Annotated in this window: 20 protein-coding genes and 1 pseudogene; 13 read left to right on the top strand and 8 right to left on the bottom strand. The window is 72.9% G+C overall.

What is annotated here, in order from left to right; all coding sequences use genetic code 11:
• Window positions 1–170: 170 nt before the first annotated feature.
• Window positions 171–1,352 carry a serine hydrolase domain-containing protein gene (locus UWG_RS0120060; RefSeq protein WP_033196263.1) on the top strand — a complete coding sequence of 394 codons (1,182 nt, stop codon included), beginning with the start codon at window positions 171–173 and terminating at the stop codon, window positions 1,350–1,352.
• Window positions 1,353–1,367: 15 nt separating this feature from the next.
• On the opposite strand, the gene UWG_RS0120055 is transcribed toward UWG_RS0120060, so the two are convergent.
• The 6 genes from UWG_RS0120055 to rsmI form a co-directional block, all read right to left on the bottom strand.
• Window positions 1,368–2,276 carry a 4-(cytidine 5'-diphospho)-2-C-methyl-D-erythritol kinase gene (locus tag UWG_RS0120055; protein ID WP_016908990.1) on the bottom strand — a complete coding sequence of 303 codons (909 nt, stop codon included), beginning with the start codon at window positions 2,274–2,276 and terminating at the stop codon, window positions 1,368–1,370.
• Window positions 2,273–3,178 (bottom strand): 16S rRNA (adenine(1518)-N(6)/adenine(1519)-N(6))-dimethyltransferase RsmA, encoded by a 906-nt coding sequence (gene rsmA / locus UWG_RS0120050; RefSeq protein ID WP_016908989.1) that lies wholly within the window; start codon window positions 3,176–3,178, stop codon window positions 2,273–2,275. Before rsmA ends, UWG_RS0120055 begins: the two co-directional genes overlap by 4 nt.
• Entirely contained in the window at window positions 3,175–4,422 is a 1,248-nt protein-coding gene (locus tag UWG_RS0120045) for a resuscitation-promoting factor (RefSeq protein ID WP_016908988.1), read from the bottom strand. Before UWG_RS0120045 ends, rsmA begins: the two co-directional genes overlap by 4 nt.
• A gap of 376 nt (window positions 4,423–4,798) precedes the next feature.
• Window positions 4,799–5,662 carry a TatD family hydrolase gene (locus tag UWG_RS0120040; protein WP_016908987.1) on the bottom strand — a complete coding sequence of 288 codons (864 nt, stop codon included), beginning with the start codon at window positions 5,660–5,662 and terminating at the stop codon, window positions 4,799–4,801.
• A gap of 281 nt (window positions 5,663–5,943) precedes the next feature.
• Window positions 5,944–6,234 (bottom strand): hypothetical protein, encoded by a 291-nt coding sequence (locus tag UWG_RS30550; protein WP_033196261.1) that lies wholly within the window; start codon window positions 6,232–6,234, stop codon window positions 5,944–5,946.
• 249 nt (window positions 6,235–6,483) lie between these two features.
• Window positions 6,484–7,332 carry a 16S rRNA (cytidine(1402)-2'-O)-methyltransferase gene (gene rsmI / locus UWG_RS0120030; protein ID WP_016908985.1) on the bottom strand — a complete coding sequence of 283 codons (849 nt, stop codon included), beginning with the start codon at window positions 7,330–7,332 and terminating at the stop codon, window positions 6,484–6,486.
• A gap of 114 nt (window positions 7,333–7,446) precedes the next feature.
• On the opposite strand from rsmI, the gene UWG_RS0120025 reads away from it, so the two are divergent.
• The 8 genes from UWG_RS0120025 to UWG_RS0119990 all read left to right on the top strand — a co-directional run bounded on the left by UWG_RS0120025 (window position 7,447) and on the right by UWG_RS0119990 (window position 19,302).
• On the top strand, window positions 7,447–9,183 hold the full coding sequence (locus UWG_RS0120025; RefSeq protein WP_016908984.1) for a dolichyl-phosphate-mannose--protein mannosyltransferase: 1,737 nt from the start codon (window positions 7,447–7,449) through the stop codon (window positions 9,181–9,183).
• A gap of 298 nt (window positions 9,184–9,481) precedes the next feature.
• A complete protein-coding gene (locus tag UWG_RS0120020) occupies window positions 9,482–11,143 on the top strand; it encodes a penicillin-binding transpeptidase domain-containing protein (RefSeq protein WP_029391608.1) in 1,662 nt (553 codons plus the stop codon).
• A gap of 120 nt (window positions 11,144–11,263) precedes the next feature.
• Window positions 11,264–11,788, top strand: a complete 525-nt coding sequence (locus tag UWG_RS0120015; RefSeq protein WP_016908982.1) for a YbaK/EbsC family protein — start codon at window positions 11,264–11,266, stop codon at window positions 11,786–11,788.
• The gene (locus UWG_RS0120010; protein ID WP_016908981.1) at window positions 11,785–12,630 is read left to right on the top strand and encodes a DMT family transporter; all 846 of its coding nucleotides are present in this window, start codon (window positions 11,785–11,787) and stop codon (window positions 12,628–12,630) included. The genes UWG_RS0120015 and UWG_RS0120010 overlap by 4 nt, the downstream gene beginning before the upstream one ends.
• 132 nt (window positions 12,631–12,762) lie before the next feature.
• The gene (locus tag UWG_RS0120005; protein WP_016908980.1) at window positions 12,763–14,583 is read left to right on the top strand and encodes an ABC-F family ATP-binding cassette domain-containing protein; all 1,821 of its coding nucleotides are present in this window, start codon (window positions 12,763–12,765) and stop codon (window positions 14,581–14,583) included.
• A gap of 396 nt (window positions 14,584–14,979) precedes the next feature.
• A complete protein-coding gene (locus UWG_RS0120000; RefSeq protein ID WP_016908979.1) occupies window positions 14,980–16,410 on the top strand; it encodes an outer membrane protein assembly factor BamB family protein in 1,431 nt (476 codons plus the stop codon).
• 266 nt (window positions 16,411–16,676) lie between these two features.
• Window positions 16,677–18,416 (top strand): outer membrane protein assembly factor BamB family protein, encoded by a 1,740-nt coding sequence (locus UWG_RS0119995; protein WP_016908978.1) that lies wholly within the window; start codon window positions 16,677–16,679, stop codon window positions 18,414–18,416.
• A gap of 199 nt (window positions 18,417–18,615) precedes the next feature.
• Window positions 18,616–19,302, top strand: a complete 687-nt coding sequence (locus tag UWG_RS0119990; RefSeq protein ID WP_016908977.1) for a response regulator transcription factor — start codon at window positions 18,616–18,618, stop codon at window positions 19,300–19,302.
• Between the two features lie 46 nt (window positions 19,303–19,348).
• Here UWG_RS0119990 and UWG_RS0119985 read toward each other — a convergent pair whose 3' ends face one another.
• Together UWG_RS0119985 and UWG_RS0119980 are read right to left on the bottom strand one after the other, a co-directional pair.
• Complete coding sequence (locus UWG_RS0119985) at window positions 19,349–19,756, bottom strand: DMT family transporter (RefSeq protein ID WP_016908976.1); 408 nt, start codon at window positions 19,754–19,756, stop codon at window positions 19,349–19,351.
• Between the two features lie 23 nt (window positions 19,757–19,779).
• Window positions 19,780–21,450 carry a sodium:solute symporter family protein gene (locus UWG_RS0119980; protein WP_016908975.1) on the bottom strand — a complete coding sequence of 557 codons (1,671 nt, stop codon included), beginning with the start codon at window positions 21,448–21,450 and terminating at the stop codon, window positions 19,780–19,782.
• Window positions 21,451–21,689: 239 nt separating this feature from the next.
• On the opposite strand from UWG_RS0119980, the gene galT reads away from it, so the two are divergent.
• The 4 genes and pseudogenes from galT to UWG_RS32830 all read left to right on the top strand — a co-directional run.
• Window positions 21,690–22,817: a galactose-1-phosphate uridylyltransferase gene (gene galT, locus UWG_RS0119975; RefSeq protein ID WP_016908974.1), complete on the top strand. Its 1,128-nt coding sequence runs from the start codon at window positions 21,690–21,692 to the stop codon at window positions 22,815–22,817.
• Window positions 22,818–22,868: 51 nt separating this feature from the next.
• Window positions 22,869–23,834, top strand: a complete 966-nt coding sequence (gene galE, locus UWG_RS0119970; RefSeq protein ID WP_016908973.1) for a UDP-glucose 4-epimerase GalE — start codon at window positions 22,869–22,871, stop codon at window positions 23,832–23,834.
• Window positions 23,831–25,000, top strand: a complete 1,170-nt coding sequence (gene galK, locus UWG_RS0119965) for a galactokinase (RefSeq protein ID WP_016908972.1) — start codon at window positions 23,831–23,833, stop codon at window positions 24,998–25,000. The genes galE and galK overlap by 4 nt, the downstream gene beginning before the upstream one ends.
• Window positions 25,001–25,324: 324 nt before the next feature.
• A pseudogene (locus UWG_RS32830) lies at window positions 25,325–25,420 on the top strand (DNA-binding response regulator); the annotation flags it as partial.

The following is a 25,420-nucleotide window of genomic DNA, read 5'->3' as shown; positions in this document are numbered from 1 at the left end:
CCCCCGCTCCGTGACCGCGCCCGCCGGCTGAGCCGCCACCCGTGCGCCGCGCTCGGCACCGTGCGGGAAGAGACGGAGGCGCCCGGCGGTTGAGCACGGCGAGACCGACGGTTCTGGCGCCGCCGGCGAACGCACGGGACGCAAGGGAACTGGGCAGGAGCGTAGGAAGCGTGGCAGGGGCAGACGTCCGAGGCACGGTGGCGGAGGGGTACGAGCCGGTACGCGACGCGTTCGTACGCAACCTCACCGAGCGCGGGGAGACGGGCGCCGCCGTCGCCGTCCAGCGCGACGGGCGTCCCGTCGTCGACCTCTGGGCCGGCACCACCGACCCCGAGCACCCGCACACGGCGCCCGAGTGGACGCAGGACACCGTCGTCATGCTGCGCTCCGCGACCAAGGGCCTCACCGCTGCCGTGCCCCACCTGCTCCACCAGCGCGGCCAACTCGACCTCGACGCACCCGTGGGCCACTACTGGCCGGAATTCAAGGCCGCAGGGAAGGAACGCGTCCTCGTGCGGCACCTCCTCTCCCACCGAGCGGGCCTCCCCGCGCTCGACACCCCGCTCACCCCCGAGCAGGCGAGCGACGGCGCGACCGCGCCCGCGGCGCTCGCCCGGCAGGCCCCCGCATGGCAGCCGGGCACCGCGCACGGCTACCACCCGCACACCTACGGCTGGCTCCTCGCCGAGGTGATCAGGCGCGCCACCGGACGCACCGCGGCGCGGTTCCTCGCGCGCGAGATAGCCGAACCGCTCGGCCTCGACCTGTGGTTGGGGCTCCCCGACGCCGCCCGCCACCGCGCCGCCCGCCTCGCGCCGGTCCCCGCGCCCGAGGCGGCCCGGGGCGGCGACCTGAGGATTCGCCCCAAGCGCTCCCTCGCCGAGGCGTACGGCGACCCGGAGTCGCTCACCAACCGCGCGTTCTCCGCCATCACCCCGCCCCCCGACGAGAACGCACCGGACTACCGCGCCGCGGGCCACCCGGCGGCCGGCGGCTTCGGCACCGCCCGCTCGCTCGCCCGCTTCTACTCCGCGCTCCTCGGCCGACTCCCCGACGCGCCACGGCTCTTCACCCCCGCGACGCTCACCCAGGCCCGCTCCCAGGAGTCGTACGGCCCCGACCGCGTCCTCGTCGTCACCACCCGCTTCGGCCTCGGCTACATGCTCCACGGGCCCGCGAGCCCGATGCTCTCGGCGGGCTCCTTCGGCCACCCGGGGCGCGGCGGCTCGCTCGCCTTCGCCGACCCGGAGTCCGGCGCGGCCTTCGCCTACACCACCAACGGCATGCGCAAGTCCGTCACCAGCGACCCGCGTGCGCAGGCGCTGGTGCGCGCGGTGCGCGAGTGCCTGTGACGGGCACCCCGCCCTTCAGACGACGACCGCACCCGGCACCGGACCTGCCGCGACCCGCGCCGTGAGGCAACTGCCCGACGCGGCAAGGGCCTTCGCGACGTGCACGGCCGACTCGGCGTCCCGCGCGAGGAACGCGCAGGTCGGCCCCGAGCCGGAGACGAGCCCGGCGAGGGCGCCGGCCCCGGTGCCGACGTCGAGCGTCTCGGCGAGGGACGGGCGGAGCGAGAGCGCGGCCGGCTGGAGGTCGTTGACGAGTTCGGGCGCGATCTCGGCGGGGTCGCCGGAGTGGAGCCCGGCGAGGAGCGCGGCAGGCGCCTCGGGCTCCGCGACCTTCGACTGCCCCGCCACCTCCCGCAGCCGGTCGCACTCGCGGTAGACGTCGGGGGTGGAGAGGCCGCCGTCGGCGACGGCGAAGACCCAGTGCAGCTCGCCCCCGACGGGCAGCGGCGTCAGCAGTTCGCCCCTGCCGCGCCCCAGGGCCGCGCCGCCGACGAGGCTGAACGGAACGTCCGAGCCCAACTCGGCGCAGATCTCCAGGAGTTCGTCCTGCGAGGCGCCGGTCCCCCACAGCGCGTCGCACGCCACCAGCGCACCCGCGGCGTCCGCACTCCCGCCGGCCATGCCGCCCGCCACGGGGATGTCCTTGGCGAGGTGGAGTCGGACGGCGGGGTCGCGTCCGTGCGCCTCCGCGAGGAGGCGTGCGGCGCGCGCCGCCAGGTTCCGCTCGTCGAGCGGGACCAGTTCGGCGCCCTGGCCCGACGCGGTGAGCTGCAACGAGTCGGCCGGCGTCGCCGAGACCGCGTCGTAGAGCCCCACGGCGAGGAAGATGTTGGCGAGCGGATGGAAGCCGTCCGCGCGCGGAGCCCCCACCGACAAGCCGACGTTGACCTTCGCCGGAACCCGAACCGTCACCGTGCGCTTCACGCGGCGCCCTCCTCGGCAGCCTTCTTGCCTGCCGCCGCGACGGCGGCGAACTCCTCGACCGTCAGCGACTCGCCCCGCGCCGTCGGCGCCACCCCGGCGGCGTCGAGCACCCGCTCCGCCGCGGCGCCCGAACCGGCCCAGCCGGCGAGCGCGGCCCGGAGCGTCTTGCGCCGCTGCGCGAACGCCGCGTCCACGACGGCGAAGACGTCGTCCCGGGCGACGTCGACGGCGGGCGGGCTGCGGCGCTCCAGCGCGACGAGCCCCGAGTCGACGTTGGGCGCGGGCCAGAAGACGCTCCGGCCGATCGCCCCCGCGCGCCGCACGTCGCAGTACCACGCGGCCTTCACCGACGGCACCCCGTACGTCCGGGAGCCGGGCGCGGCCGCGAGCCGTTCAGCGACCTCGGCCTGCACCATCACGAGGCCGCTCCGCAGGCTCGGGAACCGCGCGAGCAGGTGGAGCAGGACGGGAACCGCCACGTTGTAGGGGAGGTTGGCGACGAGCGCCGTCGGCTCGGGCCCCGGAAGGGAGGTGACGCGCAGCGCGTCCTCGCGGACGATCCGGAACCCGTCGGCGAGGTGCGGCACCCGCGCCTCGACCGTCGACGGCAGCGCGGCGGCGAGGACCTCGTCGATCTCCACGGCGGTGACCGCACGCGCCGACTCCAGCAGCCCCAGCGTCAACGAGCCGAGCCCCGGGCCGACTTCGAGCACCGTGTCGTCCCCCGAGACCCCCGCGGTACGCACGATACGGCGGACCGTGTTGGCGTCGATGACGAAGTTCTGGCCGCGCTGCTTCGTCGGGCGCACACCGAGGGCGGCGGCGAGTTCGCGGACGTCGGCAGGGCCGAGCAGCGAACCGCCCGCCGTCTCGGGTGCGGAGGTGCCGGGGGAGTCGCTCACCCGGACAGCTTACGGCCGCAGACCGGCCAGGGGCTCGCCCCCCGTGACGCGTAGAGCTTCTTCGCGCGCGCGGTCTGCTCGGCGGCCGACGCGTCCTGCGGGCGCCCGCTGCCTCCGACGCTGTGCCAGGTGCGGGTGTCGAACTGGTACAGGCCGCCGTATTTCCCGGACGCGTCCACGGCGTTGGGGTTGCCGCTCGATTCGCAGTGCGCCAGCGCGCTCCAGTTCTGGCCGCCACCGCCGCCGCTCGGCGCCTTCGCGCTCCGCTTCTTCCCGCCGGACGCGGTGGAGCGGGGCGCGGGCGAGACGGCCGGACGCGGCTTCCGCGTCCCCACGCGTACGAGGCGCTTGCGTGGCTTGCGCACCACCTCGCTGCCGAGCTTCCGCTCCTCCCTCGGCTCACCGTCGACGACCCGCTGCTCGTAGGTGACCCGCCGCACCCCCGAGCGGCCCGAGCGCTCGACGACCTCCCGGCCGCGCAGCAGCGAGGGGTCCTCGCGCCGCACGGTGCGGAACGGAATGCGCTCCTCCCGTGCGTGCTCGACGACGCGGTCCCTCGTCACCTCGATCACTTCGCCGTCGCCGGGGAAGGCGCGCGGCGAGGTGGAGAGCCGGTCCTGCTGCTTCAGCGCGAGTCCCGCCTCCTTCAGCGCCTCCCGGACGGTCCGCGAGGTGGTCCGCACGACGTGGTCCTCGCCGTCGGCGCGGAAGGTGACCCGGCGGGCCGTCCACACGTCGAGCGACATGCCCTGCCGTGCGATCCGCGCGCTCCGCGAGGCGGAGACGTCGGCGCCTTCGGCCCGCACGCCGAGTTGGCCGAGCGCCGCGCTGACGGTCTCGGCCGTCGTCCACACGCGGCGCTGCCGGCCGTCGAGGGTGAGCCGCATCGGCCGGCCGTAGCGCACGGCCACCTCGTCGCCGTCGGAGAGCTGCTGGTGCCGGGAGGGCGCGACGATGTCGTGGCTGCCGATGCGCAGGCCCTCCTCGTCGAGGAGCTCCTCGACGTCGGAGGCGAAGGTGTGGAGCGTCCGCGGCTCCCCGTCCACGGTGAGCGTCACGTCCTTGTCGTGGACGAGCAGCGTGCCCGCGCCGCCGGCGAGGCAGGCGAGCGCGAGCGCCTGCGGCAGCCAGCGCCGCAGGGCCAACGTGGGGAAGCGCGACGGGTGTTGGCCGGGGGGCTCGTCCGTTTCGGTGCCGGGCGCGGGGGACGGGTCCTGGTCCTGCGTCGTCCGCGGGGTGGGCATGGCGATGTCGGTGTCGCCGGGTGCCGCGGGGGGCTGCTCGCCGCCGGCGGGGGCCGGTCTCTGCGAGAGCTGCCGCAGCGCGGAGAGCGTGCGCGCGGCACGCGAGCGTCTCCGTCCGCGGCCGTCCGGAGACGGCTCGGCCCCGGGTTGCCGTGGCAGCTCCGGGGCTCGGGGGGTTGCAGTGGGCGAGGTCGCGTCGCCGCGATCGTCGCTGTGGACTCGAGGTTTCTCATGCGGCTGGCTCACGCGACCACTCCAAGCGCTCGGCGGCTCGACTGCGCCGGGAACGTAATGGAGCGAGGAGCCCTTGCCCAAGCGACGCAAGTCCGTGGTGTCGCGGCGGTTCCGCCGTCCGGCGGTGCGGTGCGGGAGGGGCTCAGTAGCCGAAGGCGCGCGCCGTGTTGGCTGCGACGTGCGCCGCGAGCGTCTCGGCCGTCGTTCCCTTCGTCTCGGCCATCGCCCGCAACGTGACCGGAACGAGATACGGCGCGTTCGGCCTTCCGCGGTACGGGCTCGGGGTGAGGAACGGGGCGTCCGTCTCCACGAGGACCAGCTCGGGCGGGGCCGCGGCGAGGGCCTCGCGGAGCCCCTGCGCGTTCTTGAAGGTGACGTTGCCGGCGAACGACATGAACCAGCCGTGTGAGGCGCAGACCTCGGCGAGGGCGGCGTCGCCCGAGAAGCAGTGGAAGACCGTCCGCGCGGGGGCGCCCTCCTCGCGGAGGATGCGGACGACGTCGTCGTGCGCGTCCCTGTCGTGGATGACGAGCGCGCGGTCGAGCCGCTTCGCCATGGCGATGTGCTCGCGGAACGAGTACTGCTGCGCCGCGACGCCCTCCTCGCCGGTGCGGAAGTAGTCGAGCCCCGTCTCCCCGACGGCGAGGACCTGGGGGAGCGCCGCGAGCTTCTCGATCTCCGCGAGCGCGGCGTCGAGTTCGGCGGGGGAGCCGGCAGGACCCCCGGCGCCGGCGCTGCCGTGGAGGCGCGGTGCCTCGTTGGGGTGGAGCGCGACGGCGGCCCACACGTCGGGCCACTCGGCGGCGGTCCGTGCCGACCACCGGGAGCGCTCCACGTCGCACCCGACCTGGATGAGCGTGCGCACGCCCACCTCGGCGGCGGCCCGCACCGACTCGGCCACCTCGGGCTGCTGCATGTCGAGGTGCGTGTGCGAGTCGGCCACCGGGGTGCCGAGCGGTTCGGGGAGCGGGGGCGCGGGCTGCTCCGACCTCGGGGTCTTCGACATACAGCGAGGATAGGACGTCGCCCGGCGGTCCTCGGGGCGAGGGGGCGCCGGCATCCCCGGCTCGGTTGCCGCGGGAAACGCGCGATTTCCTCCCGTGCTTTCTGCCGTGCGCGGCTCCTCACGCGCCTCGGTACTCGGCCGAGTTGGGGGTCGTCGCGGTGCGCGTGGATTCCGCCGAGGCCGCCGACTCCGGGAAACGGCAACGGAGTCGGTCCCGGAATCCCGCGGTCGCTCGGGCGGCGGGGAAGGCGGGCGCCGCGCGGGCCGGTCGTGCGGCGCCGTCAGCGGTGCAGGTGGCTCGCTGCGCCGGAGACGCGTCCGGAGCGCATGATGCGCACCAGGTGCCCGTCGCACTCGTCGCACGTGGGCCGCGTGAGCGGGGACGGCACCCGCGCACCGTCCGCGAAGTAGACGACGTAGGGGGTGCCGTCGGCGTGCGCGCCGTGGTGGATCTCGTACTCCTGCTCCCAGCCGTGGCCGCACTTCATGCAGGCGAAGGAGTACGCCTCGTGCCCGTCCTCACGCGCCGGGGACCGCCCTGCTGCACCCTTGTTGCCGTACACGCCATCCATGTTCGGCTCCTCTCCGCGAAATGCGCTCTCCGGCCAGTGGACGCCCGGCAGGCGCGCAACGCAGTGCGGGTACGCAGCCGTTGGCGGAGATTTTGTTCCGCCGTGTACGGGGAGGCGGCATCCGGGTGCGCTCGTTTACCGTTGCAGGGCCGCTCTTTACCGGAAGGCGTCCACCCGTGCGTTTCGCGTGGGCCACGGCCCTCTTTCCACGGTCGCCCTGCGCCGCCTCCCGTACGAGCAGGCGTGCGCTCACTCCTCCGCGTGCTTGCTCGCCACCACCGCGTCGAAGACCTCCCGCTTCGGCACCCCTGCGGCCTTCGCCACCGCGCCGATCGCCTCCTTGCGGCGCTCGCCCGCCGCCTCCCGCGTCGCGACGCGGCGGACCAGCTCCGCCGCGTCGAGCTCGCCGGGGTCCGGCGGCGCCGCGCCCTCGACCACGACCGTGATCTCCCCGCGCACCCCCTCGGCCGCCCACGCCGCCAACTCCCGCAGCGGGCCCCGCCGTACCTCCTCGTACGTCTTGGTCAGCTCGCGGCAGACGGCGGCGCGCCGCTCCCCTCCGAAGACCTCGACCATCGCGTCGAGCGCCGTGTCGAGCCGGTGCGGCGCCTCGAAGTAGACGAGCGTACGGCGCTCTTCCGCGGCCTCCCGCAGCCGGCCGAGCCGCTCGCCGCGCTTGCGGGGGAGGAACCCCTCGAAGCAGAACCGGTCGACCGGCAGCCCGGAGACGGCGAGCGCCGTGAGCACGGCCGAGGGACCCGGCACCGCGGTGACCCGCACCCCCCGCTCCACGGCCGCGGCGACGAGCCGGTACCCCGGATCGGAGACGGACGGCATCCCCGCATCGGTGACGACGAGCACCCGCGCCCCGCCCTCCAGTTCGTCCGCCAACTCCGGTGTCCGCGCGGCCTCGTTGCCCTCGAAGTAGGAGACGAGCCGCCCGCCGGGCTGCACGTCGAGCGCCTGCGCGAGCCGCCGCAGCCGCCGGGTGTCCTCGGCGGCGACGACGTCGGCCGCCGCGAGTTCGTCGGCGAGCCGGGGCGAGGCGTCGGCCGGGTCGCCGATCGGCGCGCCGGCGAGTACGAGCGTTCCAGTCACCCGCCCATCCTCGCAGCAGCGCCGGCCGCCGACGGCGCCGGAGTGGGACGCTCGTGCGGCGCCGCCGACTCGTCGAAGGGGACGCACAGCGGCCCGCCGGGATGCTTCCTTACGATGGCCCGCGTGACGACCAGTGACACGGTGGCGGACGTGGACCGCGAGGAGCAGCCCGAGGACGCCCGACCGGCCTGGACGGCGCGGTTGCGCCGCTTCGGCTACGCCCCCCGTGCACGCACCGGCGTCGTCCGCCGCCTGGTGCCGCCGTTCCCGAAACCGGACGGTGCGCTCGGCCGGACGCTCGGCCTCCCGCCCCTCGTCGCACTTCGTCTCGCCCGCTGGTCGGCGTGGGGCGGCCCGCTGCTCGTCGCCCTCGTCGCCGGGGCGCTGCGGTTCTGGAACCTCGGGTCGCCGCACGCGGTGATATTCGACGAGACGTACTACGCGAAGGACGCCTGGTCCCTGCTCCAGCAGGGGTACGAGGGCACCTGGCCCGACAAGGCCAACGAGCAGATCCTCGCCGACGACCAGCACATCCCGCTCTCCGACGAGGGCTCGTACGTCGTCCACCCGCCGGTGGGGAAGTGGGTGATCGCGCTCGGCGAATGGGCCTTCGGGCTCAACCCGTTCGGCTGGCGGTTCATGGTCGCGCTCCTCGGCACCCTGTCGGTGCTGATGCTCTGCCGGATCGGCCGCCGGCTCTTCCGCTCCACCGCGCTCGGCTGCCTCGCCGGCGCCCTGATGGCCGTCGACGGGCTCCACTTCGTGATGAGCCGCACGGCCCTCCTCGACCTGGTGGTGATGTTCTGGGTGCTCGCGGCGTTCGGCTGCCTCCTCGTCGACCGCGACCGCAGCAGATCCCGCCTCGCCGACGGTCTCCCACGCGACGACGGCGGCACGGCGCTCCCCGACCACGGCACGGCGACGCGTCTCCGACTCGGCCTGCGGCCCTGGCGGTTGGCGGCGGGGCTCTGCCTCGGGCTCGCCTTCGCCACCAAGTGGAACGGCCTCTACGTGCTCGCCGCCTTCGGCATCCTCACCGTCCTGTGGGACGTCGGCTCGCGGCGCACGGCGGGGGCCGCGCGTCCGTTCCGGGCGATGCTCACCAAGGACGCACTGCCCGCGTTCGTCTCGCTGCCCGTCGTCGCGCTCGGCACCTATGTCGCCTCCTGGAGCGGCTGGTTCGCCACGAGCGGCGGCTACTTCCGCAACTGGGCGGCGGAGCAGGGCGCGGGCGGCCCCTGGGCATGGGTGCCCGGACCGCTGCGCAGCCTGTGGCACTACGAGAACGAGGTCTACCAGTTCCACGTCAACCTGACCTCGGAGCACACCTACCAGTCCAACCCGTGGAGTTGGCTCGTCCTCGGGCGCCCCGTCTCGTACTTCTACGAGTCCCCGAAGGCGGGCAAGGACGGCTGCCCCGCCGATGCGGCCGAGGGCTGCGCCCGCGAGGTCCTCGCGCTGGGGACGCCGGTCCTGTGGTGGGCGGCGTGCCTCGCCCTCCTCTACGTCGCCTACCGCTGGCTCTTCCGGCGGGACTGGCGCGGCGGCGCGATCCTGTGCGGGGTGGTGGCGGGGTACCTGCCGTGGTTCTTCTACCAGGAGCGGACGATCTTCCTCTTCTACGCGGTGGTCTTCCTGCCCTTCCTGTGCCTGGGGTTGGCGATGGCGGCGGGTGCGCTCGCGGGGCCGCCGGGTGTGGACGACCGACGGCGCACGGCCGGGGTGGTGGCCGTCGGGGTGGTGGGTCTGCTGATCCTGTGGAACTTCGTCGCGTTCTGGCCGATCTTCACGGGCGAGGCGCTGCCGATGGAGGAGTGGCGGCACCGGATGTGGCTGAGTACCTGGATCTGACGGCCGCCCAATCGGTGACTGTTACACGTGAGTTGTCGCCGATCGGTGCAATCGAACCGCGGTGCACGGGAACCGCGGGCGACCTGCCGCACGTCTCCGGGGGGAGTGTCGGAGTGGAGCCCAGCGGTTCCGAACTCCGGTCCGAACCGCTGAAATCGGTGAATCCCGCTCTCCGCATCTCCCGGATACGGGGCTGATGGGGCATACCGGGACACGAGTTGTCACTCTCGTGTTCTATGGTGCCTCGCACGGTCCTCGGTCACGTCGGCTGAGGCGGGGTGGAGGGGCAGAGAGTCAGATGCGTGACAGTCAGAAAATGGCCGTGATCGGCGGTGTCGCCGCCGCGGTCGTCGGGCTGACCGGCTTCGGTGTCTACGCCTTGGTCGGGGGTGACGGCGAGGAGACCACCGAGACCCAGGGCAAGGTCAGCTCGGGGGACGGCAAGGCGCCCGAGTCGGTCGAGACGGGACCGCCGAGCGTCGCCGAAGTGCGGGACACCGCCAAGGCGTTCCTCGGCGACTGGTCGGGCGGCCGCCTCAACAAGGCGGCGCAGCGCACCGACGACGCTTCGGCAGCGGGCAAGGCGCTCTCCCAGCTTTCCTCCAAGGCCCGCTTCAGCAGCGTCGCGCTCACGCCGCGCACCGCGCAGGGGGCGAAGGTCCCCTTCCGCGTCACGGCCCAACTCGCCTACAAGGACCAGCGCTCCAGCCTCAACTACGAGTCGGAGCTGGAGGTCGTCCGGGACACCGAGACGGGCGAGGCCGTCGTGGCGTGGAAGCCCTCGGTGCTCCACCCCAAGCTGAAGAAGGGCCAGGAGCTGCGCACCGACGCCTCGGGCACACCGCCGATCAAGGCCGTCGACCGCAACGGCAAGCCGCTCACGAAGCAGCAGCACCCCACCCTCGGCAACATCCTCGACGACCTCCGCCAGCGCTACGGCGACAAGACCGACGGCACCCCCGGCGTCCAGACTCGCATCGTCGACGCGAAGAAGGGCTCCAAGGGCGACACCAAGGGCCGCCCGCTCGCCGTCCTCAGCAAGGGCACCCCGGGCACGTTGAAGACCACGATCGACCTCGGCGCCCAGAGCGCGGCCGAGGCCGCCGTCAAGGGCAAGTCGAAGGCGTCCGTCGTCGCCGTGCAGCCGAGCACGGGCGAGATCCTCGCCGTCGCCGACTCCCCGGCGGAGGGCTTCAACTCGTCGATCCGCGGCTCGCTCGCGCCGGGCTCCACCATGAAGGTGGTCACCTCGACGATGCTGCTGGAGAAGGGCATCACGGCTCCGGGCAAGCCGCACCCCTGTCCCAAGTACGCCAAGCACGGCGGCTTCAAGTTCCAGAACCTCGACAAGTTCAAGATCGACGGCGGCACCTTCGCGCAGAGCTTCGCCCGCTCCTGCAACACCGCCTTCATCACCCAGGCCAAGAAGCTCAAGGACGACGACCTCACCAAGGCGGCGAAGGACATCTTCGGCCTCGGCCTCGACTGGCAGGTCGGCACCGGCACCTTCGACGGCGGCGTCCCCGTCCAGGCCGACGCGCAGATGGCGGCGTCGCTCATCGGCCAGGGCGCCGTGCGGATGAACCCGCTGACGATGGCCTCCGTCTCGGCGACCGTCGAGAGCGGCAACTTCAAGCAGCCCGTCATCGTCGACCCCTCCCTCGACGACCGCACCCTCGCCAAGGCGCCCAGCACGATGAAGCCCCGGACGGCGAAGGACATCCGCTCGCTGATGAAGCTCACCGCGACGAGCGGCACCGCGGCCGAGGCCCTCTCCGGGCTCGGCGGCGACATCGGAGGCAAGACGGGCTCGGCCGAGGTCGACGGCCAGAAGAAGCCCAACGCCTGGTTCACCGCCTTCCGCGGCGACCTCGCCGCCGCCGCCGTCGTACCGGCCTCCGGGCACGGCGGCGACAACGCGGGGCCCGTCGTCCGGAAGGTCCTGGAGTCCGCAGGCTGAGCCGGCAGGTGCCAACGCGGCGCCGTACCCCGGGGAGTTGCCCCGAGGTGCGGCGCCGCTGCCGTACGCGGCGGGAACGCGCGTCGCGGGCCCGGAGCGCGCGGGGGTACGGTCGCCTCCATGACGCAACCCACCACCGCCCACCCCAGGTTCACCGCGGCGCTGGAGCAGCTCGGACTCGCGGACGTGGAAGTCCGCGGCTTCCCCGCGGCCACCCGCACGGCCACCGAGGCCGCAGAGGCCATCGGCTGCGGCCTCGACCAGATCGTCAAGTCCCTCGTCTTCGAGGCCGACGGCGACCCCGTGCTGGTCCTGATGGGCGGCGCCGGACGCGTCGATGTCGAGCTGGTGCGGGCGGAGTTGAGCAGCGAAAGCGTCGGCCGCGCCTCTGCCGAAACGGTCCGCCGCGCCACCGGCTTCGCCATCGGCGGCGTGCCGCCCTTCGGCCACGCCACCGCGATGCGGGTCCTCGCCGACCGCGGGCTCCTCGCCCACGAGACGGTATGGGCCGCGGCAGGCACCCCGCACACGGTCTTCGCCCTCGCCCCCCGCGCCCTCGTCGAGTACGCGGGCGGCCGGCTCGCCGACGTCCGAGAGGGGACGCGCACCGCGGGGGAGGCTCGGCCGACCGAGCAGTCCGCGTGACGCCGCTCGTCGTCGCCGCCGTCCTCACGGCGGCGCTCGCGCACGCCTCGTGGTCGGCGTTGGCCCATGCGATCAAGGACCAGCTCGTCGCCTTCACGCTCGTCGGCGCGGGCGGCGCCGTCTGCGGCGCGGTCCTCGTCGCCGTGGCGCCCGTGCCGGCGGCCGGCGCGTGGCCTCCGCTCCTCGCCTCCGCCGTGCTCCACGTCCTCTACCAGGCGCTGCTCATGCGGTCGTTCGGGCTCGGCGACTTCGGGCAGGTCTACCCGGTCGCGCGCGGAACGGCGCCGCTCGTCGTGACGGTGCTCGCCGCCGTCTTCGTCCACGAGCTGCCCGACGCCTGGCAGTTGGCCGGCGTCCTGCTGGCGACCGCCTCGCTGCTCGCCCTCGCGCTCTGGGGGATACGGAACGCGCGGCCCGACTGGCCCGCGCTGACGGCCGCCGTCGGCACGGGCCTGGCGATCGCCTCGTACACGGTCGTCGACGGCGTCGGCGTCCGCGCCTCGGGCAGCGCGCTCGGGTACATCGGCTGGCTGATGCTGTTGGAGGGGCTCGCCATCCCCGCGTACGCGCTCGCCGTGCGCCGGGGGCGGCTCTGGGGGCAGCTACGGCCCGTCGCGGCGCGCGGGCTCCTCGGGGGCGGGCTCTCCGTCGTCGCGTACGGGCTCGTGCTCTGGGCGCAGACCCGGGCGCCGCTCGCCCCCGTCGCCGCGCTCCGGGAGTCCTCGATCATCGCGGGTGCCGCGATGGGCGCGATCTTCTTCAAGGAACGGTTCGGCGCCTCGCGGATAGCGGCCTCGGCGGCGATGGTCGGCGGCATAGCGCTGATGCTCCACGGCAGTTGACGGTCACGCACCGTCAAGCCACCGCGACGGTGCGTGCTCCGCGCGCGGTGGTCGGCGTCCCCGCCGGTCGTCCCGGACTACTACGCTGGAAGGCTGGCCGTCCGACCCGCGATCCGCTGCCGATGGAGTGCAATGGCTGTCAACCTCGTCAATCTGGAAACCGTCAGCAAGGTGTACGGCACCCGCACCCTGCTCGACGGTGTCTCGCTCGGCGTCAGCGAGGGCGACCGGATCGGCGTCGTCGGGCGGAACGGCGACGGCAAGACGACGCTGGTGCAGATCCTCAGCAAGCTGGAGACGGCCGACAGCGGCCGCGTCACGCACAACGGCGGCCTGCGCCTCGGCGTCCTGACGCAGCACGACTCGCTCGACCCGGAGGCGACCGTCCGCCACGAGGTCGTCGGCGACCTCGCCGACCACGAGTGGGCCGGCGACGCCAAGATCCGCGACGTCCTCACCGGGCTCTTCGGCGGGCTCGACCTCCCCGGCTTCCCCCGCGGCCTCGACACGGTGATCGGCCCCCTCTCCGGAGGCGAGCGGCGCCGTATCGCCCTCGCCCAACTCCTCATCGCCGAACAGGACCTCGTCGTCCTCGACGAGCCCACCAACCACCTCGACGTCGAGGGCATCGCGTGGCTCGCCCGCCACCTGCGCGCCCGCCGCTCCGCGCTCGTCTGCGTCACCCACGACCGCTGGTTCCTCGACCAGGTCGCCACCCGCATGTGGGACGTGCAGCGCGGCGCCGTCCACGAGTACGAGGGCGGCTACTCCGACTACGTCTTCGCGCGCGCCGAGCGCGAGCGGATCGCGGCCCAGGAGGAGTCGAAGCGGCAGAACCTCATGCGCAAGGAGCTCGCCTGGCTCCGCCGCGGCGCCCCCGCGCGCACGAGCAAGCCGCGGTTCCGCATCGAGGCCGCCAACGCGCTCATCGCCAACGAGCCGCCGCCGCGCGACGACGCCGAGCTGATGCGGTTCGCCAACTCCCGCCTCGGAAAGACCGTCTTCGACCTGGAGGACGCCACTCTCCAGGCCGGGCCGAAGGTGCTGCTCAAGCACCTTACGTGGCAGCTCGGCCCCGGCGACCGGATCGGCCTCGTCGGCGTCAACGGCGCCGGCAAGACGACGTTGCTGCGGGCGCTCGCGGAGACGGCGCAGACCGGTGGCGAGGTCCCCTCGCCGCTGCTCGTCGGCGGGCGTGTGAAGGTCGGCAGGACGGTGAAGCTCGCCTACCTCTCCCAGGAGGTCACCGAACTCGACGGCGGCCTGCGGGTGTTGGAGGCGGTCGAGCAGGTGCGCTCCCGCGTCGACCTCGGCAAGGGCCGCGAGATGACCGCCTCGCAGCTCTGCGAGCGCTTCGGCTTCGGGCGGGACAAGCAGTGGACCCCGGTGAGCGACCTCTCCGGCGGGGAGCGCCGCCGCCTCCAGGTGCTGCGCCTGCTCATGGACGAGCCCAACGTCCTCTTCCTCGACGAGCCGACCAACGACCTCGACATCGAGACCCTCACCCAGCTCGAGGACGTCCTCGACGGCTGGCCCGGCTCGCTGATCGTCGTCTCCCACGACCGGTATTTCATCGAGCGCACCACCTCCCGCGTCCTCGCCCTCCTCGGCGACGGCACGCTGCGGATGCTCCCCGGCGGCGTCGACGAGTATTTGGAGCGCCGCGCGGCCCAGGAGGCCGCGGCAGCCAACTCGGCGCCCGCCGCCGCCAAGCAGCCCGAGGCGAAGCCGGCGAAGTCCCCCGGCATCTCCCGCACCGCGCAGAAGGAGATGCAGCGCATCGAGCGCCAGTTGGACAAGATCGGCGCCGAGGAGTCCACCCTCCACGAGGAGATGGCCACCCACGCGACGGACTTCGCCCGCGTCGCGGATCTCGACGCACGCCTTCGCGAACTCTCCGGCCGCCGCGAGGAGTTGGAGACGCGGTGGCTGGAGCTGGGCGAGGAGGGGTAGGGGCCGGGCCCGACGGGCGGCCGCGGACGGGGAGTTCGGCGGGACGGCGCCGAGAACCTCACGCCCGCGCGCCGGCGGTCCGCGTGCACGGCTCGAAGCGGCCGCGGTGAAGGAGCGCCGGCCGACTGCTCCGTGAGGCGCTCGCCCGGTCCAGTCGTGCGCGGGCGGCCACGTGGCCGCAGATCCTCCTGCCCTGCCCTGCCCTGCCCTGCCCTGCCCTGCCCTGCCCGGCGAGGCAGGCGCAGTCACCCCGTCCGGAAGCAGCTCTCCGCGCCACGGACGACGGAGCGCCCGCTCCCGGGCGTGCCCCGGCCCCGTGAGCCCCAACGCGCCTCCGTACCAGCCGAGTTGCGCGGGTACGGTTACCCGGTCCGCGCACGGGAGGGGGAACGGGAAGTGCCACGGCTGAGAGGGTCCGCGTACTCCGGGGGCGGCACGGACCCCGCGGTCTCGCCGCCGCACGGGAAGGGGACCAGGCCCGCCCACGTCGTCGTTCTCGTCGCCGCTTCGGTGGTGGTGGCGCTCGTCGTGCTCCTCGGTGTGCTCGCCGTGACGGCCGACGGCCGGCGGGGCGGGCCCGACGGGTTCCACGAGCCGCGGAGGGGCGAGGCGCGGCAGGTCCTCGACCTGGAGGCACCCGGAGCGAACGCGCCGACGACGGTCCCGGGCGGTTGGGCGACGGGTGAGGTCTTCGCCAAGACCACCCTCGGCGGGGTCCGCGGCGTCGGTCTCCCGGACGGGAAGACGCGGTGGACGATCGACCTCGGCGGCGGCGTCTGCGCCGCCTCCAGCGGGCAGACGGCGGACCACGGGGTGGCCGTCGTCGTCCGCGCGGGCGAGGACCACGACGCGGAGTGCACCTCCGTCGCGCTGCTCGACCTCACGACCGGCACGGTCGTATGGCGGTGGAAGCTGCCGGGCGGCCCGGGGAGCCACGCGAGCATCGCCCTCGCCGGGCGTACGGTCGGTGTCGCGTGGACGGGCCACTCCGCCGGGTTCGACGTCGCGACGGGCAAGCGGCTGTGGCACAGGGACGAGACGTGGTGCCGCGACCGCGGGTTCGTGGGCGGCGAGGGGCTGACGGCGGTCGTCGAGTGCGGCAATCCGCCGAAGATGAAGTCGTACGTGAAGCGCGTGGAGCCGCGTACGGGCGAGCCGTTCTGGGAGTTCGAGGTGCCGAAGAACGTCCGCACCGTGCGCATCGCCTCGGCCGACCCGCTGACGCTCGTGGTGGGCGCCGGCGAGGAGTTCGTCTCCGACGTGCTGACGGTGGGCGGGGACGGCGAGGTGGAATCGCGGATTCCGCTGAGTTCGCGGTACCGGCGGCCGTGCGGCGGCGAAGTGGACTCCTGCTACTCGATGGCCGTGGACGAGAACCGCATCTACCTCGCCACCCAGGAGCACAACGGCGCGGGCCCGAAGGACCCTACGACCAACGAGGTGATGGCCTTCGAGCGCAGGACGGGTCGCGCTGTGTGGAAGTCCTCGGCGGACGGCCGCGGCCTGCTCACCCCCTTCGCCAGGGTGGGCGGCGGCGTCCTCGCCTACCGGAGCCCGGGCCGGGGGACGGGCGCCGAGGTGCTCCTCGTCGACCCCGAGAACGGCGGCCAGCGGCGCCTGTTGAGGACGCCGGCACCGGAGGGCGACGCGTCCGCGGAGATCTGCAGCACCGGCGAGAACGTGCCGCTCGTCTTCGCCGACGGCCGGCTCTTCCTCCAGGAGACGACGCTGGGGGACGACGACCCCGACCACCCCAAGTCCACCCTCGCCGTGGGCTTCGAGGCCCCGCCAGGTCGGCAGCGGATGCTGTCGTCTCCCGTGAAGTGAGCGTCGAGAGCGGGCAGTTGGGGACCGGCGGAGGCGAATTCCCGGTCGAGCGGGGCCTGTCCCCTTCGCCCCGGTGGGAACCGCCCCTTGGCTTTCGGGCATCCGGTGGTAGAAAGAATGTCCGCTCAGAAGTCGACCACTGGCCGGCTGTGTGTCCGATTCGCTCGGCCCAGGGCGCTTTTCGTACGGGGGTTGCACGTGCGTGGGTGTCCACACGGGGGTGAGAGGGGCCGGGCATTCGGCCAGCACGTTCACGAGGGATCGCCATGTCGCAGCCGCCTCCACCGCCCAACCAGCCGCCCTCCGGAGGGTTCGGCGCACCGCAGGGCCCGGACTCCGAGGAGCCGTCCGCCAACCAGCCGCCCCAACCGCCCCAGGCACCGCCGCCCGCAGGCGCCCCGGCACCGCCTCCGGGCCCGCCGCCCCAGGCGCCGCCTGGCGGCCCCCAAGCCCCGCCGCCCGCAGGCGGTTTCGGCGCACCGCAGCAGCCGCCCCCGGGCGGCTACGGCTACCCGCAGCAGCCCCCGCCGCCCGCCGGGTACGGCTACCCGCAGGGCGGTTACGGCTACCCGCAGCAGGCCCCGCCGGGAGCCCTCGGCTACCCGACGCCGCCCCCGGGAGGCAAGCCGGGCGGCGGTGGCAGCAACAAGCTGATCGCCATCATCGCGTCCGCCGTCGCGGTCGTCCTGATCGCCGGGGTCGCCGTCTTCTTCGTGACGAGGGACGACGACGGCTCGGACGAGTCGAAGGGCGACGACAAGGGTTCGTCGCAGGGCGCCTCGGGCGAGGGCGACAGAAAGGGAAACGTCAAGGCGAAGGAGATCGTCAGCCTCGACGCGCCCGAGGTGAAGACGGTCACCTCGGTGGTCGGCGGCTGGGCCACGGACAAGGTCTTCGCGAAGAGCTCGGTCAACGAGGTGGTCGGCTTCAGCCTGCCGGACGGCGAGGAGAAGTGGCGGCTCGACCTCAAGGGCGGCGTCTGCGCGGCGTCGAACGAGAAGACGTCCGACGGCAAGGTCGCCGCGATCGTCCAGGAGACCGTCTCCAGCAGCGCCAAGTGCACGCGCATGGTGGTGATCGACCTCAACGCGGGCAAGCTCGTCTGGGACAAGGACCTGCCCGGCTCCACGACGACGAGCGCCGAGAACGTCGCGATAAGCGGCGACACCGTCGCCGCCGCGTGGATCGGCGGCTCCGTCGCGTACTCGATCTCCTCGGGGAACGAGCTGTGGTCGGGCAAGCCGAGCAACTGCCGGGACACCGGCTACGCGGGCGGTGACGAGCTCGCCGTCGTCGTCGAGTGCGGCAGCTTCTCCTCCTCGCAGATCACCGTGCAGAAGCTCGACCCGAAGACCGGCAAGGCGACGATGAAGTTCAAGGCGCCCAAGGGCGTCCAGACGGCGCGGATCGCGTCGACGAAGCCGCTGACCCTCGTCGTCGGCGCGGGGACCTCCCTGCCGACCGACGTGATGACGGTCGACGACAACGGGAAGCTCAAGGCGAAGGTCACCATCGGCAAGCGCTACAACAAGCCGTGCTCGACCGAGGTCAACTCCTGCCACACGATGGCCGTCGGCAAGGACGCGTTCTACCTCTCGACCACCGAGCACGCCGGCTCCAGCGACTCCGGCCGCACCAACGAGGTGATGGCCTTCGACTGGGCGACGGGCAAGGCCGAGTGGAAGGCGTCGGCAGGCGAGAAGCGCACGATCGTACCGATCAAGACGGAGGGCGACGACGTCATCGCGTACAAGCTCCCCGCTTACTCGGTCGGCGGCGAGATCGTGAAGCTCGACGCCGCGCAGGGCAAGGAGACGGTGCAGCTCAAGATGCCGGTCTCCGACGTCGGCAAGGGCGAGCAGGCCATCTCCATCGCCCCCTACTCGGCGCGCACCCCGATCATCTACGAGAACAACCGCCTCTTCCTGCTGGAGAAGCTGATCTCGGAGCGGCGCGACCACGACAGGGACAAGCGCAAGCTCGCCGTCGGCTTCGCCGCCGACTGACCCGCGCACCCCTCCCACCCGGCCCGTCGCACCCGCTGCGGCGGGCCGGCGGCGTAACTACCCGCTCAGCGCGGCCTGTTCGAGGGGGATTTCGTCTCGTACGGGGCGCGGATCGGGCAGCGAGCGTGTAGCTTCCGGGGACAGGAGAGGGGCTGGGCCTGGGGGGTATCGGCCTCTCCTGACGTGTGGGGGGAAGCTCATGAGCGTGCGGCTCATGGTGGTCGACGACCACCGCCTGCTCGCCGAGGCCCTCGCCTCGGCGCTGAAGCTGAGAGGCCACCGTGTGCTGGCCGCGGCGGCGCCGGGTGCCGGGGCGGCGGAGCTGGTGATCAGCCGGGCTCCGGAGGTGTGCCTGCTCGGCACGGCCGCCCCCGCCGAGCCCGGCACGTTCGATCCGGTGGTGCGGATCAAGAGGGAGAAGCCGCAGATCGCCGTGGTGGTCCTCGGGCCCGTACCCAATCCGCGGGGCATAGCTGCCGCTTTCGCCGCCGGCGCCTCCGGATACGTCCGGCACGACGAGCGCATCGAGGGTGTCGAGCGCGCCATGGTGAAGGCGCGCACCGGCGAGGCGGCCGTGGCCCCGCAGCTGCTCCAGCAGTCCTTCGCCGAGCTCCTCAACCCGGCCGCCGAGCCCGACGACGAGGGTGCCCGCCTCCTCAAGATGCTGACGCCCCGTGAGGTGGAGGTGCTGGTGCGGGTGGCGGAGGGGGAGGACACGCGGTTGATCGCGGCCGGCATGAGGATAGCGCCGAGCACGGCACGCACCCATGTGCAGCGCGTACTCATGAAGTTGGGCGTGGGCTCGCGGCTGGAGGCGGCGGCCCTCGCCGCGCGTACGGGGCTCCTCGACCGCGCTTCGGGGCCCGCCCCGCCCGGCGCCGGCTGAGCCGCGCACGGCCGCCCGCAGGTGCGGACGGCCGCGCGCGGCTGCGTCAGTCGCGGGTGCCCGGTGACTCGCCGCCGTCGGTCCGCCCGTCGGCGGGGCCGCCGTCGGGCGGGTCGATCCCCTGCTCGCGGGCGAGCTCCTCGGCCGGGGGCGGCGGGACGGTGGGGCTGACTCGCAGCCAGACGAGGAAGAAGACGCCGAGGGCCAGCATCGCGAGCCCCGTCCAGAGGTTGATGTTGACGTCCTGCGCCTTCTCCAGGTCCTCTTCGGTGGCGAGGATTCCGGCGATGGTCACGATGACCCCGTAGACGACGAAGAGGCCGCCGATGATCCGCCGCACGTCGAAGAGGCGGGCCGCGGTGTTGGAGCGGCGCTCCAACTCGTCGACCTCGCGGGCCATCTCCTCGGCGGCCGGCGGGTTGTCGTCGTCGGGGCGGTTGTGCTGCTCGCTCATGGGTGTTCAGCGTCCTTGCGGCGTCAGAGGGAGAACGGGATGTAGCAGACGGCTGCGAGGATGATCGCGCCCCAGCCGAGGAGCGCCGGCTTCCGGTACCAGGCGTCGTCCCCTTCGGCCGGCGGCTCCTGGAGCCCGGGCGAGACGGTTCCGTAGACGAGGCCCTGGAGTTGGGCCACCGGCTTCGGTTTGGTGACGAGCGTGACGATCAGCATCACGATGCCGCCGACGACGAACGCCACGATCGACGAGACGAAGTTGGCGCCCTGTTCGGTCGGGATGTCGATCACCCCGGCCTGGTAGAACCAGAAGTAGTTGATCATCGCTGCGGCGGTCCCGGAGAGCAGCCCCCAGAAGCCGGCCGCCGGCGTCGTCCGCTTCCAGAACATCCCGACGATGAAGACGACGAAGAGCGGGACGTTGAAGAAGGAGAAGAGCGTCTGGAGGTAGTTCATGATGTTGCTGAAGGTGGAGGCGATGAACGCCGTGCCCATCCCGATCAGCACGCCGATGACGGTGACCACGCGCGCGGTGAGCACGTAGTGCTCGTCCGGGCGCCCCTTCTTCAGGTAGGCCGCGTAGATGTCGTTGGTGAAGACGGTGTTGAACGAGGAGATGTTCGCCGCCATACCCGCCATGAACGCGGCGAGCAGCCCCGTGACGGCGATCCCGAGGACGCCGTTGGGGAGCAGGTCCCGCATGAGCACGGGGATCGCGTGGTTGTAGTCGAGGCCGCTGCCGGGCTTGCCGAGCGCGGGCTCCATGACGAGCGCGACGAGTCCGGGGATGACGACGACGGCCGGGATGAGGATCTTCGGGAAGGCCGCGATGAGCGGGGTCCGCTTCGCCGCCGAGAGGTTCTTCGCGGAGAGCGCGCGCTGCACCTCGGCGAAGTTGGTGGTCCAGTAGCCGAAGCTCATCACGAAGCCGAGGCCGAGCACGATCGTCAGCCAGTTGGCGCCGAGCGGGTTGTCGGTCCCGATCCCTGTCCCCTCCCACGCGGTCATGAACGAGCCGCCGTGCGAGGAGGTGAGCGAGTCGGAGAGGCCGTCCCAGCCGCCGACGCGCTTGAGTCCGAGGACGGTGAGCGGGATCAGCGCCGCGAGGATGACGAAGAACTGGAGCACCTCGGTGTAGATCGCCGAGGAGAGCCCACCGAGCGTGATGTAGGCGAGGACGAAGAACCCGGCGACGACGATCGCCACCCACTGCGGCCAACCGAGCAGCGCCTCCAGCACGATGGCGAGGGCGTACAGGTTGACGCCCGCGATCAGCACGGCCGAGATCGCGAAGATGATCGAGCTCAGCAGGTGCGAGGAGGGGCCGAACCGGTGGAGCAGGAACTCGGGGACCGAGCGCACCTTGGAGCCGTAGTAGAACGGCATCATCACGAGGCCGAGGAAGACCATCGCCGGGATCGCGCCGATCCAGTACCAGTGCACCGTGTAGACGCCGTACTGGGCGCCGTTGGCCGCCATGCCGAGGATCTCGGTGGCGCCCAGGTTGGCGGCGACGAAGGCGAGGCCGGTGATCCAGGCGGGGAGCGACCTCCCGGAGAGGAAGAAGTCGAGACTCGTCTTGACGCTTCGTCGGGCAGCGAAGCCGATCCCGAGCACCACGACGAAGTAGATGCCGAGAAGTGTGTAATCGAGTCCGTTGGTGGGGAGCCGAAGCTCTTCGGCCAGGAAGTGCATGGGGTTACTCGCTTCATTGCGCGATCGGATCGGACGCGAAAGTACCTGCCCAACTTCCCTTTCTGAAGCCTTCTGTTGCATGGTTTTGTTGGATCGTGATGCTACCGGAGCCAACACCGCATCGATTGTCCGGAATGAGTCTTTTGTGGGCTAGGGGCCACGCGGCACTGCCCTTCGTGTGAGCTGGCGAGGCAATGTGTGCGATTCTGTTTGGGGTCAACGAGCGAGGAGCCCGCACGGTGAAGAAGACCCAACGCCGCCTTGCCGACGGCCGGCAGATCATCTACTACGACGGCGCCGACCACGAGGACGCGTCACGCGATGCCGTCGACCGGCGCGACCTCCCGCGGGTGGAGCCCGAACCGCAGATCCGCTACGACCCGCTCCTCGAGGAGTGGGTGGGCATCACCGCGCACCGCAACGCGCGCACCTACCACCCGCCGGCCGACCAGTGCCCGCTCTGCCCGAGCAGCGAGGGCCGCCCGAGCGAGATCCCCGAACACGACTACGACGTCGCCGTGTTCGAGAACCGCTTCCCCTCCTTCGCCGGCCGCCCGGGCCCCGAGACGGAGGACGGACCGCTCGGCCTCCTCGCCCACCGCCCCGGCGCGGGACGCTGCGAGGTCGTCTGCTTCACCTCCGACCACTACGCGTCCTTCGCCGACCTCAGCGAGGAGCGCGCCCGCCTCGTCCTCGACGCCTGGACCGACCGGACCGCCGAACTCTCCCGGCTCCCCGGTGTCGAGCAGGTCTTCTGCTTCGAGAACCGCGGCCCCGAGATCGGCGTGACGCTCGGCCATCCCCACGGCCAGATCTACGCCTACCCCTTCACCACTCCGCGCACGGCCCGCATGCTCGCGGCCGCCCGGAAGTTCAGCTCGCGCACCGGCGGCAGCAACCTCTTCGACGAGGTCGTCGCGAGCGAACTCGCCCTCGGCGACCGGGTGGTGATCGACGCCGAGCACTGGGTGGCGTTCGTACCGCACGCGGCGCACTGGCCCTACGAGATCCACCTCTACCCCAAGCCGCGGGTCCCCGACCTGACCGCGCTCGGCGACGAGGCACGCGAGGAGTTCCCCTCCGTCTACCTCGAACTGCTCCGCCGCTTCGACCGGATCTTCGGCGACGGCGAACCGCCCACCCCGTACATCTCCGGCTGGCACCAGGCGCCCCGCATCGGGCGCACCACGCACTCGGGGGAGGCGTTCGGGCGGGAGGAGTTCGCGCTCCACCTGGAACTCTTCACCATCCGGCGGAGTGAGGGAAAGCTGAAGTTCCTCGCCGGGTCCGAGTCCGGTATGAACGTGTTCGTCAACGACGTGCCGCCGGAGGCCGCGGCTCGGCGACTGCGAGAGGTGGCAAGCTAGTTGAGTACGACGAGACGCCAGGCGGGCGAGCGGAGCCCCGGCAGGTACCTGGTGACCGGCGGAGCCGGGTACGTGGGCAGCGTCGTCGCTGCGCGGCTGCTGGAGGAGGGGCACGAGGTCACCGTCCTCGACGACCTCAGCACCGGGTTCCGCGAAGCGGTCCCCGAGGGTGCCGAGTTCGTCGAGGCGCGTATCCAGCAGGCGGCCGAGTGGGTCGACGGCAGCTACGACGCGGTGCTGCACTTCGCCGCGCACTCGCAGGTCGGCGAGTCCGTCCAACACCCCGAGAAGTACTGGCGGAACAACCTCAGCGGCACGGTGGAGCTGCTCGCTGCGATGCGGGAGGCCGGCGTGCGGCGCCTCGTCTTCTCCTCGACGGCCGCGGTCTACGGCGAGCCCGAGCGCTCCCCGGTCACCGAGACCGCCCCGACGCAGCCGACCAACCCCTACGGCGCCACCAAGCTCGCCGTCGACCACATGCTCACGGGAGAGTGCGCGGCGCACGGCCTCGCCGCCGCATCGCTGCGCTACTTCAACGTCGCCGGCGCGCACTTCGCGCCCGACGGCCGCGCCTACGGCGAGCGGCACGACCCCGAGTCGCACCTGATCCCGCTCGTCCTCCAGGCCGCGCAGGGCCGCAGGGAGAGTGTCTCCGTCTTCGGCGACGACTACCCGACGCCCGACGGCACCTGCGTCCGCGACTACATCCACGTCACCGACCTCGCCGAGGCCCACCTGCGCGCGCTCGACGCGGTCACCCCCGGCGGCCACCTGGTCTGCAACCTCGGCAACGGCAACGGCTTCTCCGTCCGCGAGGTGATCGAGACCGTCCGCGAGGTGACGGGGCGCGCGGTCCCGGTGACGCCGGCACCGCGGCGCGCAGGGGACCCGGCGGTCCTCGTGGCCTCGGCCGACCGGGCGCGGAGCGTGCTCGGCTGGACGCCGCACCGGGCCGACCTCGTCGAAATCGTCGGCGACGCCTGGCAGTTCGCGCAGCGGACGGAGGCGGCACGATGAGCGCCACCACGGCGGGCGGGGCCTTCCGGTTCCGCGAGATCTACGAGCGGGAGCCGGAGGGCGCCTGGGGGGCTCCCGGGCGCGTCAACCTGATCGGCGAACACACCGACTACAACGAGGGGTTCGTCATGCCCCTCGCGCTGCCGCACCTGTGCCGCGTGGAGGCGGCGCGGCGCGACGACGGCGTGCTGCGGGTGCACTCCTCCGACCAGCCGGGCGGCGTCGTCGAGTTGACGCTCGACGGACTCGCCCCCGTCGCCGAGGGGTTCGCCGGCGGCTGGGCGGCGTACCCTGCGGGCGTCGCGTGGTCGCTGCGGGCCGCCGGGTACCGAGTCGGCGGCGCTGACCTGCACTTCGAGTCCACGGTGCCGACGGGCGCCGGGCTCTCGTCCTCGGCGGCGCTGGAGGTCTCCACGGGGCTCGCGCTCGACGACCTCTACGGGCTCGGCCTCGACCGGCCCCGCCTCGCCGAGGTGTGCCGTCGCGCGGAGAACGAGTTCGTCGGCGTGCCCAGCGGCATCCTCGACCAGATGGCCGCCGCCTGCTGCACCGAGGGCCACGCCCTCCACCTCGACACCCGCGACCTCCAGCGCCGTCAGGTCCCCTTCGACCTCGCGCTGGAGGGGCTGCGGCTCCTCGTCGTCGACACCCGGGTCAAGCACGAACTCGGCGACGGCGCCTACGCCGAGCGCCGCCGCGGCTGCGAGGCGGGAGCCGCGGCGCTCGGCGTCCGCGCGCTCCGCGACGTGCCGCTCGACGGGCTCGACGAGGCGCTGGGCCGCATCGAGGACCCCGTCGTCCGGCGGTACGTGCACCACGTCGTCACCGAGGACGACCGGGTCCGGCAGGTGATCGAGCTCCTCGACGCGGGCGAGACGCGGGCGGTCGGGCCCGTGCTCACCGCGGGGCACCGGTCCCTGCGGGACGACTTCGCCGTCTCCTGTTCGGAGTTGGACCTCGTCGTCGAGGTCGCCGTCGACCGGGGCGCGCTCGGTGCGCGGATGACCGGCGGGGGCTTCGGCGGCTCGGCGATCGTCCTCCTCGACGAGGGGCTCGTGGACGACGTCCGCGAGGCACTGGTGCTGGCGTTCGCCGAGGCCGGGTACGCCGAACCGGAGGTCTTCGAGGCGGTACCGAGCGCGGGCGCACGCCGGCTCACCGCATAGGCGCAGAGCCCGGTGCGGCGGGAGTCTTCCCAGCGCACCGGGCCGATGTGCATTCCGGGAGCGGTCCGCGGGGCGCTGCGCCGGCGCCCCGCGGACCGCACGGATCGGCCGCGCCCGCAAAGGAGTTGTGCCAATCGCCTTCCGTCGGGTGCGGGCATCCGTACGCTGAGACTGGTAGACGGCGTCGGTGGGGGCCGATGCCGATCAGGGGGCGAGACAGCCGGGTACGACGCCCGGTGCCGGGGTAGCCAGCAGACACGGCGGCGGCCGTGGGATGCGCGCTCCGTGCATCGGGCGCCGTACCCGCACTGCCTGGGGGTGGCGATGCAACGTATCCGTGTCCTGGTGGTCGACGACCACCGTATCTTCGCCGAGTCGTTGGGCGCCGCGCTCGCGGCGGAGCAGGACGTCGAAGTCTCG

It is taken from the genome of Streptomyces xiaopingdaonensis (assembly GCF_000262345.1).
In the GTDB taxonomy this organism is placed as follows: Bacteria; Actinomycetota; Actinomycetes; order Streptomycetales; family Streptomycetaceae; genus Streptomyces; species Streptomyces xiaopingdaonensis.
Note: the sequence above shows the minus strand (reverse complement) of the source record. Positions and strands in the feature narration are given on the sequence as shown.